General features: G+C 63.0%; 10 protein-coding genes. 3 read left to right on the top strand and 7 right to left on the bottom strand.

Annotation, left to right across the window (positions count from 1 at the left end; all coding sequences use genetic code 11):
- Positions 1-31 precede the first annotated feature (31 nt).
- The 6 genes from ACIQ2A_RS03845 to ACIQ2A_RS03820 form a co-directional block, all read right to left on the bottom strand.
- Positions 32-721: a response regulator gene (locus tag ACIQ2A_RS03845; protein WP_398475934.1), complete on the bottom strand. Its 690-nt coding sequence runs from the start codon at positions 719-721 to the stop codon at positions 32-34.
- Positions 718-3,438 (bottom strand): DUF4118 domain-containing protein, encoded by a 2,721-nt coding sequence (locus ACIQ2A_RS03840; protein ID WP_398475932.1) that lies wholly within the window; start codon positions 3,436-3,438, stop codon positions 718-720. The genes ACIQ2A_RS03845 and ACIQ2A_RS03840 overlap by 4 nt, the downstream gene beginning before the upstream one ends.
- Positions 3,439-3,479: 41 nt before the next feature.
- Positions 3,480-4,085, bottom strand: coding sequence for a K(+)-transporting ATPase subunit C (locus ACIQ2A_RS03835; protein ID WP_398475930.1), 606 nt, complete (start codon positions 4,083-4,085; stop codon positions 3,480-3,482).
- 108 nt (positions 4,086-4,193) lie between these two features.
- Complete coding sequence (gene kdpB, locus ACIQ2A_RS03830; RefSeq protein ID WP_398475928.1) at positions 4,194-6,314, bottom strand: potassium-transporting ATPase subunit KdpB; 2,121 nt, start codon at positions 6,312-6,314, stop codon at positions 4,194-4,196.
- Positions 6,315-6,328: 14 nt separating this feature from the next.
- On the bottom strand, positions 6,329-8,032 hold the full coding sequence (gene kdpA / locus ACIQ2A_RS03825; RefSeq protein WP_398475926.1) for a potassium-transporting ATPase subunit KdpA: 1,704 nt from the start codon (positions 8,030-8,032) through the stop codon (positions 6,329-6,331).
- Between the two features lie 24 nt (positions 8,033-8,056).
- A complete protein-coding gene (locus ACIQ2A_RS03820) occupies positions 8,057-8,146 on the bottom strand; it encodes a K(+)-transporting ATPase subunit F (protein WP_398475924.1) in 90 nt (29 codons plus the stop codon).
- A gap of 352 nt (positions 8,147-8,498) precedes the next feature.
- Here ACIQ2A_RS03820 and ACIQ2A_RS03815 point away from each other — a divergent pair, with 352 nt between their 5' ends.
- The 3 genes from ACIQ2A_RS03815 to ACIQ2A_RS03805 are packed head-to-tail and all read left to right on the top strand — an operon-like array spanning position 8,499 to position 10,556.
- Positions 8,499-8,948 (top strand): hypothetical protein, encoded by a 450-nt coding sequence (locus ACIQ2A_RS03815; RefSeq protein WP_398475922.1) that lies wholly within the window; start codon positions 8,499-8,501, stop codon positions 8,946-8,948.
- Positions 8,949-9,006: 58 nt separating this feature from the next.
- The gene (locus ACIQ2A_RS03810) at positions 9,007-9,927 is read left to right on the top strand and encodes a 2-dehydro-3-deoxygalactonokinase (RefSeq protein ID WP_398475920.1); all 921 of its coding nucleotides are present in this window, start codon (positions 9,007-9,009) and stop codon (positions 9,925-9,927) included.
- A complete protein-coding gene (locus ACIQ2A_RS03805) occupies positions 9,924-10,556 on the top strand; it encodes a 2-dehydro-3-deoxy-6-phosphogalactonate aldolase (protein ID WP_398475918.1) in 633 nt (210 codons plus the stop codon). The genes ACIQ2A_RS03810 and ACIQ2A_RS03805 overlap by 4 nt, the downstream gene beginning before the upstream one ends.
- On the opposite strand, the gene ACIQ2A_RS03800 is transcribed toward ACIQ2A_RS03805, so the two are convergent.
- Positions 10,549-12,291, bottom strand: coding sequence for a serine aminopeptidase domain-containing protein (locus tag ACIQ2A_RS03800; RefSeq protein ID WP_398475916.1), 1,743 nt, complete (start codon positions 12,289-12,291; stop codon positions 10,549-10,551). The genes ACIQ2A_RS03805 and ACIQ2A_RS03800 overlap by 8 nt on opposite strands.
- Positions 12,292-12,489: the final 198 nt, after the last annotated feature.

Below are 12,489 nucleotides of genomic sequence, written 5' to 3'. Positions count from 1 at the left end.
GCGCTCCTCACCATGAGGGCGGAGATCGGTCTCAATCCGGCGCCCGGAGCCGATAGCCAATGCCGGTTTCGGTCAGCACGAATTGGGGGCGCTCGGGGTCCAACTCGATCTTCTGGCGCAACTGGCGCACGTAGACGCGCAGATATTGCGCGTCGGTGAGCTCGTCCCACAATTCCTTCAGCAGGAACCGATGGGTCAACACCTTACCGGCATGCTGAACCAACACGCGCAATAAGTCGTACTCCTTCGGCGACAGTTTCACCTCGCGCTCGCCGACCTTGACGATGCGACGGACCAGATCGACCGACAGCTCACCGGTCTTGAACACCGGCCGCTCGCCATGCACCTGCAGCTGATGCCGCAATGCAGCGCGCAGCCGGGCCAGCAACTCATCCATCCCGAACGGCTTTGTCAGATAGTCGTCAGCCCCGAGATCCAGGGCCTGCACCTTGCCGGCCTCGTCGCCCCGGCTCGACAACACCACGATCGGCACGCTGTCATTGCGCGCCCGAATCATCTGCAGGAGATCGTGACCCTGGATATCCGGCAGACCGAGATCGAGGATGATCAGCGCCGGCTCCTCGGCCAGCCTTTCCAGCGCCAGCTTGCCATTGCTGGCTTCGATGATGTCGTAGCCCTGCGTACTCAAGCCCATCCGCAGCAATTTCCGGATCGGCGGCTCGTCATCGATGACCAGGACCTTGATAGGGGAGGCATTCATGCGGCGGTGTCCAGGGCTTCGGACGCCGGCGGGACCGGCAAGCGGATGGTGAGCACGGCACCCGAACGATCGGTGCGATTGGTTGCGGTGATGGTACCCTGCATGGCTTCGACAAAGCCACGCGAGATGGCGAGACCGAGGCCGGTGCCGGCACGGACGTGATCCCCTTTGTTGGCGCGATAAAACTTGTCGAACACCTGTTCGAGGTCGGCAGCCGGAATTCCTGCGCCTTCGTCCATGACTTGCAAGATCACGGCATCATCCTCACGCCTCGCACGGATGGTGATCGTCGTATCCGATGGCGCATATTTGGCGGCGTTATCAAGCAAATTGAACAGCACCTGCTCGAACAGCACGGCATCAAGCTTCAGCATCGGCAGATGCGGCGCCAAGTCTAGCACTACACGATGACCGCCCAGGATTTTTCCAGCCCGGCGCAGCGCGCTGCCGACGATCTCACCGGGATCGAGCAACACGGCATTCGGCACCACCGCGCCGGATTCGAGTTTTGTCATATCCAGCAGATTGGCGATAAAGCGATTGAGGCGTTCGGATTCGTCGATCACGGTCGCGAGCAGATCGGCACGCTCGGCGTCGCTGAGCTTCGGTGACAGATCGCGCAAGGTGGAGGCTGCACCAAGCACGGATGCCAGCGGTGTTTTCAGGTCATGCGAGATCGAGGTCAGCAGCGCCGCGCGCAGACGATCGGATTCGATGTTGCGCTGGGCGCGGTCCATGTCCTCGACCAGTTGCACGCGCTCGATGGCGAGCGCGCTCTGATCCACCAGTGCATCGAGCAGCCGGCGTTGATCGGGCGTCAGCAGCGGCCCGGTGCGATCGTCGTCGATGCCGATGACCCCGATCGATCCGCGCCCGGTGCGCATCGGCAGGAACAGGCGCTTGGCGCCCGGCAGCGTGTCGGAGCCGCGACCGGCGGGGCGATCATTGCTCCAGGCCCAATTGGCGGCGGCGAGATCGGCCTGGTCGAGCTGATCTTCCGGCGGATAACCGGCCTTCACCGTGATGACGCCGGCATCCGGCAGCAGCAGCACGACGCGAACGCGCAACATCAGCGCGATCTGATAGGCAGAGGCCCAGAGCACATCATCGAGCGTCGCCGTGCCCGCGAGCTTGCGGCTGAATGCATACAGCGACTCGGTCGTGCGTACGCGGCCAAAGGCGGACACGGCCTGGCTACGCACCCGCGCCGCGAGATTGGACACCAGCACCGCCACCAGCATGAAGAAGAAGAAAGCCGCGACATTGGTCGGGTCGGTGATCGTGAACGTGTAGACCGGCGGCAGGAAGAAGAAGTTGTAGGCCAGCGATCCGCTCAGGCTGGCGAGTAGCGACGGCCCGAGCCCGAAGCGGACGGCGATGCCGACCACCGCCGTCATGAAGATGAGATCGACATTCTCGACGCCGAAAACCGGATAGAGCAGCATGCCGACGCCGAGCGCTGCCGCGATAATGGCGATCGACAACGCATAAGGTTTTGGATCGAACGGCTCGGCCCGGTCACTGATCTGGGCGCGCCGGGTGCTTGGCTCCGTCGGCAACGCATCGCCGGCAACCACATAGACACCGATATTACCGGCACGGCGCACGAGATCATGCACCACCGAGCCACGCAGCAGCTCGAACCACCATGACCGCGACGCCTTGCCGATCACGATCTGGGTGACATTGTTGGCACGGGCATAGCCGAGCAGATCATCGGCGATATGCCGGGCTGCGGCAGGGATCGTCAGCGCCTCGGCGCCAAGCGCTTCGGCCAGCCGCAGCGTATCTGCGAGACGATCACGCTGTTCTTCCGAGAACTGCAGGCTGCGTCGCGTTTCGATGCTGACAGCCGTCCATGGCGCATGCAGGCGATCGGCCAGGCGCTTGGTGTAGCGGACAAGACCCGCCGAGCGCGGATCTTCGCTGATACAGACCAGAATACGCTCACCCGCCGCCCATGGGCCGGCAATGGCATTCGCCTGCATATGGGTGAGCAACTGCTCGTCCACGCGATCCGCCGTGCGGCGCAGAGCGAGTTCGCGCAGCGCCGTGAGATTGCCCGGCGAAAAGTAATGCTCGAGCGCGCGCTCGGCCTGTTTCGGGACGTAGATCTTGCCTTCCTTCAGGCGCTGGATCAGGTCGTCCGGCGTGAGATCGATCAGCTCGATGGCATCGGCGCGATCGAACACCGAATCCGGCACCGTCTCGCGCACCCGCACATGGGTGATCTGCGCGACGACATCATTCAGGCTCTCGATGTGCTGGATGTTGACGGCGGTATAGACATCGATTCCGGCGGCGAGCAGCTCGGCAACGTCGAGATAGCGTTTCGGATGACGCGAGCCCGGTGCATTGGTATGCGCGAGCTCATCGACCAGGACGAGCTTCGGACGACGCGCGAGAATGGCATCGAGGTCCATCTCGTCGAGCGTCTGCCCCTTATGCGCGATCACCCGCCGCGGGATGACGTCGAGCCCGGCGAGCAGCGCTTCGGTCTCGGCGCGGCCATGGGTCTCGACCACGCCGACCAGCACATCGACACCCGCCTTCTTCTTGGCATGGGCGCTTTGCAGCATCTCATAAGTCTTGCCGACGCCGGGGGCGGCGCCGACAAAGATTTTTAGCCGCCCGGTCACACCTTCCTCGCGCCGTGCTGTCTCCAGCAAGGCTTCCGGCGAGGGGCGTTGGTCGGGGTCGCGGCTTTGATGTGCCATGAAGCGATATATAGTCTCCGCCGGGGAACCGGCCTAGATGGCTACTTTGCGCCAGCCGCATCCAGCGCCAGATTCAGCGCGAGGACGTTAACGCGGGGTTCGCCCAGAAAGCCGAACAGCCGGCCTTCGGTTCTCTCCTGTACCAGCGCACGCACCCGATCCTCCGGCAGGCCCCGCGCCTTGGCGACACGCGGCACCTGGAACAGCGCGCCTTCCGGCGAGATGTTCGGATCGAGGCCGCTGGCTGAAGTTGTCACGAGATCGACCGGCACCGGCATCGACGGGTTTTCCGCTTTCAGCTTCTCGACGTCTTCCTTGATGCGATCCGCCAGCGCCTTGCTCGTGGGGCCGAGATTGGAGCCCATGGAGTTCACGGCATTGTAGGGCTGTGGCACCGTCTTGGTGGCATCCTGCGGATCGGCGCCTGTGGTCGCCGACGGGCGGCCCCGGAAATAGGCGTCGCCCTTGAACTCCTGACCGATCAGCGATGAGCCGATCACCTTGCCGTCCTTTTCGATCAGGCTGCCTGCGGCCTGAGCGGGGAAGATAGCGCCGCCGATGCCGGTCATCGCCAGGGGATAGGCAAGGCCGGTGATGGCGGTGAGCAGGACGAAGACGACGATGGCGGGACGCAATTCTTTCAACATGACGAATGTCCTTTGTGATCGTCATTGCGAGGAGCGAAGCGACGAAGCAATCCAGGTCTTTTTTTGCATGTAGCTCTGGATTGCTTCGCTGCGCTCGCGATGACGGAGTTAGACGAGGCGTAGAGCGGAGACCGCGAGGTCGATGACCTTGATGCCGATGAACGGAACGATGAGGCCGCCGACGCCATAGATCAGCAGATTGCGGCCGAGCAGCGCACCGGCGCCGATGGGCTTGTAGGACACGCCTTTCAGCGCCAGCGGAATCAGCGCGATGATGATGATCGCGTTGAAGATGATGGCCGACAGGATGGCGCTTTGCGGACTGGCGAGCCCCATAATGTTGAGCGCGCCCAGCTGCGGATAGAAGGCGATGAACAGCGCCGGGATGATGGCGAAGTATTTGGCCACGTCGTTCGCTATCGAGAACGTGGTCAGCGCGCCACGCGTCATCAGCAATTGTTTGCCGATCTCGACGACCTCGATCAGCTTGGTCGGATTGCTGTCGAGGTCGACCATGTTGCCGGCCTCGCGGGCCGCCTGGGTGCCGGTGTTCATGGCAACGCCGACATCGGCCTGTGCGAGCGCCGGCGCGTCATTGGTGCCGTCGCCGCACATGGCCACCAGCTTGCCCTTGGCCTGCTCGTCGCGGATCAGCTTGAGCTTGTCTTCGGGGGTTGCCTGCGCCAGGAAATCATCGACGCCCGCTTCCGCCGCAATCGCGGCGGCCGTCATCGGATTATCGCCGGTAATCATGATGGTGCGGATGCCCATCTGGCGCAGCTCCGCAAAGCGCTCGCGGATACCGCCCTTGACGATGTCCTTGAGATAGATGACGCCCAGCAGCCTGCCGTCGCGCACCACGCCGAGCGGCGTGCCGCCGGCCTTCGCCACTTCATCGGCAATGGCCTGCAATTCGCGGGCGGCCGGTGACAGGTTCGCAGGCTGCAGCGCGCGGGCCGTATTTCCCGACACCGTCGCCATGTCGGTGCCGCCGACATAAGCGAGAATCGAATCCACGGCACCCTTGCGTACCGAAACGCCGGACGTATCGATGCCGCTCATGCGCGTCTGCGCGGTGAAGGGAACGAAGGTGGCGCCAAGCTCGGCCATTTCGCGGCCGCGGATGCCGTATTTCTCCTTCGCCAGCACGACGATGGAACGGCCTTCCGGCGTCTCGTCGGCCAGCGAGGCGAGCTGGGCTGCATCAGCCAGTTCCTGCTCGGTGATCCCCCGCAGCGGACGGAACGCCGTCGCCTGGCGGTTGCCCAGCGTGATGGTGCCGGTCTTGTCGAGCAGCAACGTATCGACGTCACCCGCGGCTTCCACCGCGCGGCCGGACATCGCGAGCACATTGAAGCGCACCAGGCGATCCATGCCGGCAATGCCGATGGCCGAGAGCAGCGCACCGATGGTGGTCGGGATCAGCGTGACGAACAGCGCGACCAGCACCACCACCGAGATGGTGCCACCGGCATAGGCGGCATAGCTTGGGATCGTCACCGTCGCGAACACGAAGATGATGGTGAGGCCGAGCAGCAGGATGTTGAGCGCGATCTCGTTCGGCGTCTTCTGGCGCTCGGCGCCTTCCACAAGCTTGATCATGCGATCGATGAAGGTGGAGCCCTGCGCCGCGGTGATGCGAACGCGGATCCAGTCCGACAACACCTGCGTGCCGCCGGTGACCGCGGACCGGTCGCCGCCGGATTCACGGATGACAGGCGCGGATTCGCCGGTGATCGCAGCCTCGTTCACCGAGGCGACGCCTTCGATCACTTCACCATCGGACGGAATGAGATCGCCGGCCTCGACCAGCACGATATCGCCGACCTTCAGCGTGGTGCCCGCCACCATGCGATAGCTCCGATCGCCGGCGTCGCTACTGGTGAGCAGCTTGGCCTGACTCTCGGTGCGCGTCTTCTTCAGCGTGTCCGCCTGCGCCTTGCCGCGCCCTTCAGCAACGGCTTCGGCGAAATTGGCGAACAGCACCGTGAACCAGAGCCACAGGATGATCTGGAAGGTGAAAGCGAGATCTTCGCCGCCGGTGATCACATTCTTGATGAAGATGACCGTGGTGAGCGCGGCGACGACCTCGACCACGAACATGACCGGGTTCCTGATCATCGCCCGCGGATCGAGCTTCCTGAACGACGCGCCGATCGCGGGCAGCACGATCTTGGGATCGAGCAATGCCGAGCCCGACGCACGCTTTTGCAGTTTGAGGGTTTCCATGGGAATTGCTCCGATCAGAACAGGTTGCCGGCCAGCATCGCGAGATGCTCGACGATCGGCCCCAGCGCGAGCGCGGGGAAGAACGTAAGGCCGCCGATGATGAGGATGACGCCGATGACGAGGCCGACAAACAGGCCGCCCGTGGTTGGCAGCGTGCCAGCCGATGGCGGGATCGACTTCTTCTCGACCAGCGACCCCGCCAGTGCCATGGCCGGAATGATCATGAAGAAGCGACCGACCAGCATCGAGCAGGCGAGCGTGAGATTGTAGAAGAACGTATTGCCGGTGAGGCCGCCAAAGGCCGAGCCGTTATTGCCCGTGGCCGAGGTGAAAGCGTAGAGCACCTCCGTAAAGCCGTGAGGACCGGCATTGGCCATCGACGCGACCGCTGACGGCAACACGACGGCCACCGCCGTCCAGCCGAGATACATCAGCGGCAGGACGAGAATGGCGAGCATGGCCATCTTCACTTCGCGCGCCTCGATCTTCTTGCCGACATATTCCGGCGTGCGACCGACCATCAGGCCCGCGACGAAGATCGCCAGCACGACGAACAGCAGCATGCCGTAAAGACCTGCGCCGACGCCGCCGACAATGATCTCGCCGAGCTGCATATTGATCAGCGGGATCATGCCGCCGAGTGCGGTGAAGGAGTCGTGCATCGCATTGACCGCGCCGCAGGAGGCTGCGGTGGTGATGACGGCGAACAGCGCCGAGGCAACGATGCCAAAGCGCGTCTCCTTGCCTTCCATATTGCCGCCGCTGAGACCGAGCGTCTGCAGGGCATTGGTGCCAGAGGCTTCAGCCCAATAGGTGACGGCGACGCCGACAATGAACAACACGCCCATGACTGCCAGGATCGCCCAGCCCTGTTTGGGATTGCCGACCATGCGGCCGAACACATTGGTCAGTGCCGCACCGATGGCGAAGATCGCCAGCATCTGGACGAAGTTCGACAGCGCTGTGGGATTCTCGAATGGATGCGCGGCATTAGCATTGAAGAAGCCACCGCCATTGGTGCCGAGCATCTTGATCGCCACCTGCGAAGCGACGGGGCCGACCGCGATGGTCTGCTTGGCGCCTTCAAGCGTGGTCGCATCCACATAGGCGCCGAGCGTCTGCGGCATGCCCTGCGAGATGAGAAACAGCGTGAGGACCACGCAGAGCGGCAGCAGCACATAAAGCGTCGCGCGGGTGAGATCGACCCAGAAATTGCCGATGGTGCGCATCGACGAGCGGGCGAAGGCACGGATCAGCGCCACGGCGATCGCAATGCCTGTCGCGGCCGACACGAAATTCTGCACCGTAAGACCCAGCATCTGGGTCAGATACGACAGGGTGCTCTCACCACCGTAATTCTGCCAGTTGGTATTGGTGACGAACGACACCGCGGTGTTGAAAGCGAGATCGGGTGCTACCGCCGACTGCCCCTGCGGATTGAGCGGCAACACATCCTGCAGCCGCATCAGCGCATAGAGGAACAGCAGGCCAGCGATCTGGAACAGGATCATGCCCACCGCATAAGTGAGCCAATGCCGCTCGCGCTTGGCATCGATCCCAGCGAGCGAATAGATGCCGGCCTCGACGGGCCGCAGGACCGGCGACAGGAACGTGCCTTCGCCATTGAACACGCGCGTCATGTAGCCGCCAAGCGGCTTCGTGAGCGCCAGGATCATCACGCAGAACAGCGCGATCTGAATCCATCCGATGAGTGTCATGGTGTGTGACCTTGTGCGGCGCGCTCAGAACCGCTCGGGGCGGAGCAGCGCATAAGTGAGATAGACGAGGAGAGCGGCCGAGACGGTGCCGGCCAGCACGTAATCAAAGATCATGATCCATCTCCTCACAGCCGCTCGCAGGCATAGGTGTAGCCAAGCGTGAGAAGGAAGAAGCCAAGCCCGAGGCCCAGCATGAGAATGTCCAGCATGGAAAGCTCCTGATGCACTGGCACAGGACGCAAAGACTGCGCCCGATGCTCGATCAGGTGCCATTCACGGCGTAGGTTTTCGAGATGAGGGGAACTGCGAACTTATAGGAATCCCATAAAGACGCGGGAAGCCGGGCGGCTTGCGTTTATGGCGCAGCTATATTTTCGCCTTTGAAATCGTCTCGTTTTCAAACGGCCGGCTAAGCAAATGTCAGGTTGCGGTCGCCCGACGATCGCGCCGTTGATGGAGTTGCGCCATGCCGCGTCTCTCACTTCTTCCAAACGCTGCTTCGCATCCGACATCGGATATCGACGCCGCGTCATTCACCGCCATCTGCCTCGCATCCTGCAAACGCCTACCGACGATGCGCCGCAATGCAGAGGCCAAGCGTCTTGATAATCTCGTCGCAGCCGGCGCATGGACAGATGCTGCCCTCACCTTGATCGCCATCGAACTGCCGGACTGGCAGTTGCGCCGCCTCGCTTTTGATGAGGGTGAGTGGCATTGCGCCTTGTCCAGCGAGCGCAACATGCCGGACTGGCTCGACGATGCCGTCGAGACCCATCATGCCGACATGGCCACGGCCATTCTGGATGCGTTTCGCAGCGCCATCGCTCGCCGCGGCACACCGCATCTGACAGCCGTCCCCGCCATCGCATCACTGCGCACCGATTTCACGCCCATGCTGTGCGAGAACTACTGTTAGGCACGTCGCTTTCGGCTATGCTCGACGCCTATTCGTGCCGAGAGAGCCGGAGAAAAACGTGACTGTGAGGAAACCGGCCTTCGTCGCCGTGGATTGGGGCACCAGTAGTTTTCGCGCCTGGCTGATGGCGGCCGATGGCCATGTGCTCGCGGAAACGCGCGGCCCAGAAGGCATGCTGCATTGTGCGACGACCGGTTTTGCCCCGGTGCTCACCGATCATCTTGCAAAACTCGATGCGGCGCAGGATCTGCCCATAGTGATCTGCGGCATGGCCGGAGCCAAGCAGGGCTGGGTCGAGGCGCCCTATCTGCGCACACCGACCCGGCTCGGCGCACTGCATGACGGCGCCCAACGCGTGGATACGCCAGGTGATGTGCGCATCCTGCCTGGTATTGCACAGGTTGACCCAGCCGCGCCCGACGTCATGCGCGGCGAGGAGACGCAACTGCTCGGCGTGACCGAGCCCAACTTCACCGGCCTCGTTTGCATTCCCGGGACGCACAGCAAATGGATCAGGATCGAGAACGGCAACGTCGTTTCATTCACGACCTATATGACCGGCGAATTGTTTTCGGTCATCGCCCAGCACAGCATCCTGAAGCACGCGATTGAGCACGAAGCAGCATCGCCCGCAGCGAATGACGCGTTTCGCGACGGCCTGCAACGCGCCATTGCGAAGCCAGCAGGTTTGACAGCCTCCCTCTTCAGCCTTCGCGCTGCGCAACTGCTCGGCTTCCAGCAACGGGCAGATGGCGCAACGCGCTTGTCGGGCCTGCTGATCGGCACCGAGATCGCCGATGCCAGCGCGCGTTACGGCACGCAGTCGGTACGTTTGATCGGCGCGGGCGCACTCGGGCAGCTCTATGCCACCGCGCTCGCGCAAGCCGGCTTCGACATCAGCATTGTCGATGCCGAACGCGCATCGCAACAGGGCCTCGCCAAGGCCGCCATCCATTTGTGGGGAGCAACATTCACATGACCCAACCCGTCCCTTGGCCCAAAGTGAAACGTCCCCTTGTCGCCATCCTGCGCGGCGTGAAGCCCGATGAAGTGGAAGGCATCGTCGAGACGCTGATCGACACCGGCTTCGAGATGATCGAAGTGCCGCTGAATTCACCCGATCCGTTCGACTCCATCGCCCGCATCTGCAAGCGATTCGGCAAAGAAACGTGGATCGGCGCTGGCACTGTGCTCACGGCCGACGACTGCGCCCGCGTCGCCGACGTCGGCGGGCGGCTGATGGTGAGCCCGAATGTCGATGTGGACGTGCTGGCGATGGCCGCGCGACGCGGCATGGTCACGATGCCCGGCGTATTCTCGCCCACAGAAGCTTTCCTCGCGCTGCGCTCTGGCGCTGCCGCGCTCAAATTCTTCCCGGCGTCGATCCTTGGCCCATCGGGCATCGCCGCCATCCGCGCGGTGCTGCCGAAAGATGCCGTCATCGGAGCAGTCGGTGGCGTATCCGACAAGAATTTTGCCGACTACATCGCCGCCGGCATCCAGGCGTTCGGCCTTGGCAGCAGTCTATACAAACCCGGCATGAGCGTCGCCGAGGTCAGGGCGACCGCACAGGCATCTGTTGTGGCTTATGACAGGGCGGTTAGTTAGCCGCGATCACGTCACCCAGGGCTTTCACCATCTGCGCACGCTTGGCCGCGTGGGTGAAGTCGTGATCGGCGCCGGGGATAATCGTGATCGACGCCATGGAATAGCGACGCAGTTTTGCCCCCTTCCGCCCCATATAGCTGCGGAATTCGTTCAGCCCGTGATCGCCTTCCGAGAACAGCAGCGCCACACGCACGCCGCGGTCCTCCAGCAATTTGAAGCGACGATGACCTTCGTCATGGAGATTCGGGACGGGCGCGCCGCCTGCCGTTTCGGCAGGTTTCGGTGAGAGCTTGCTGGCAAGGCGTTTCAGCAAAGCACCAGCCGCCGTCCCGATGCGCAGGTTGCCGGACAGCAATCGCTTCAGGTTGCGCTTGCTGAGCAGCATGGTCGCGGATGCATAGATGCTGCGATGGGCCGATTGCAGCGCTTCCGCCACGCTCTCCCTGGGATCCCAGACAAAACGCTGAATGTTGATGGGGATGGCATAGCGAACCCGTGGATCCTGCACGGCGATCTGGAAGGCCCCGTAAGCGCCGCTGCAGCGACCGGCCACGGCGATCGGGCCGGCATCGCAGGTCGCGGCATAGTCGATGGCACACCGGAGATCATCGAGCTGCTCGTCGGAATACAGCACTTCGTCCGGCGCGCCGGCCGCAGCGATGCTGTCGCCGATGCCGCCGGCATCGAACCTGAATGATGCGATGCCGCGCTCGGCCAACGCCCGCGCCTGCTCAACCCCGGCGCGGCCCCAGCCGATGTGATAGTCGCGCCCGGAATTGGCGAGCACCGCGATGGCTGACGACTTGCGGCCGAGCGGCTTGCACAAAACGCCGAACAGTCGCCCATCCGGCCCGAAGCGGACGGGGAGTTCCTCATAATGCGGGCCGGCGATGGCCCGCGGAGGAGCAACGACCTTCGCAGGTGCCACGCCCTCGGCCATTGGCCCAGGCGGGAGATCATCGATCCACGACACGATGCTCCGCAGCGTCCCGAGCTGCGGCTCGGCCACCGATGGGTTCTGGAGGATGTTCTCATAACCGGCATAATCGAGATAGGAGACATCGGCGCCGAGCGTCGCCAGATGATTGCCGACCGAGTTTTCGCGCGAGGTCTGCGTGCGGTCGACCAGCAATACCCGTGGGGCCGGAGACTGCGTCGTCCGCGTCAGATCGATTGCCTTGATCCCAGCGACACGGCCGTTGGCGAGCGGAAGGCCGGCGACGCAATAGCCGTTGTCATGGACGGGGTCGGGCCCGATGCCGATCCGCTCGGTCAGCATATTCGACCAGGCCTGGAGTTCACGCAGATAGCTGCGCCCCTTGACCACCGGCGCCATCAGAACGGCCGCCGCGACGCCCTGCAATTCCGCTCCAAGCTGAGCCGCCAATGTCGCGCCAAAACCTTGCCCGACGAGAACGAGTTCCAGACCCGGATTATGCTCGCGCAAAAAGGCGATGCTCCTGCGCGCCGCATCGAGCCAATCGGCAATGCCGTCCGGCTCGCCGGCGATATCGATGGCATCGCTCGTGCCAGGATAATCGAAGCGGAGACAGGCATGGCCGGATGCTGCGATCATGTCCGCCAGCGTGCGCCAGGTCGCGCGGCTTAACAATTCCTCATAGCTGATCGGCGACAGCAGCAGGATAGCCTTGCGTCCAATCCGATCAACGCTGCCCGCGTGATACAGGCCGCCGAAAGTCTCGAACGTGACCGGAATGCCATAGCGGGAATTCATGATCTGGAAACCATTATCGTTTGACTAGTTCAGCTCGTCCGCGAAATCGGACCGCAATTGATATTTGTCGTTCAGGCCATCGCCTCTTGAGGGGCGGCGATTTCGTAACTGACGAGCGACGACGAAGTCATTCGATATCGCTTTCCATCATTAATGCCCGGTCGGGCCTGTTTTCTTTTCGGTACTTAACTGCTCGCT

The organism is Tardiphaga sp. (assembly GCF_044336785.1).
In the GTDB taxonomy this organism is placed as follows: Bacteria; Pseudomonadota; Alphaproteobacteria; order Rhizobiales; family Xanthobacteraceae; genus Tardiphaga.
The sequence above is the reverse complement of the archived record's forward strand: the minus strand, read 5'-3'. Positions and strand labels throughout refer to the sequence as shown.

Bases quoted from the DNA above. Each gene is read 5' to 3' on its own strand.
- kdpA (WP_398475926.1), bottom strand. From the start codon at position 8,032: ATGACACTCATCGGATGGATTCAGATCGCGCTGTTCTGCGTGATGATC.
- ACIQ2A_RS03835 (WP_398475930.1), bottom strand. From the start codon at position 4,085: ATGTTGAAAGAATTGCGTCCCGCCATCGTCGTCTTCGTCCTGCTCACC.
- ACIQ2A_RS03840 (WP_398475932.1), bottom strand. From the start codon at position 3,438: ATGGCACATCAAAGCCGCGACCCCGACCAACGCCCCTCGCCGGAAGCC.
- kdpB (WP_398475928.1), bottom strand. From the start codon at position 6,314: ATGGAAACCCTCAAACTGCAAAAGCGTGCGTCGGGCTCGGCATTGCTC.
- ACIQ2A_RS03805 (WP_398475918.1), top strand. From the start codon at position 9,924: ATGACCCAACCCGTCCCTTGGCCCAAAGTGAAACGTCCCCTTGTCGCC.
- ACIQ2A_RS03845 (WP_398475934.1), bottom strand. From the start codon at position 721: ATGAATGCCTCCCCTATCAAGGTCCTGGTCATCGATGACGAGCCGCCG.
- ACIQ2A_RS03820 (WP_398475924.1), bottom strand. From the start codon at position 8,146: ATGATCTTTGATTACGTGCTGGCCGGCACCGTCTCGGCCGCTCTCCTC.
- ACIQ2A_RS03800 (WP_398475916.1), bottom strand. From the start codon at position 12,291: ATGAATTCCCGCTATGGCATTCCGGTCACGTTCGAGACTTTCGGCGGC.
- ACIQ2A_RS03815 (WP_398475922.1), top strand. From the start codon at position 8,499: ATGCCGCGTCTCTCACTTCTTCCAAACGCTGCTTCGCATCCGACATCG.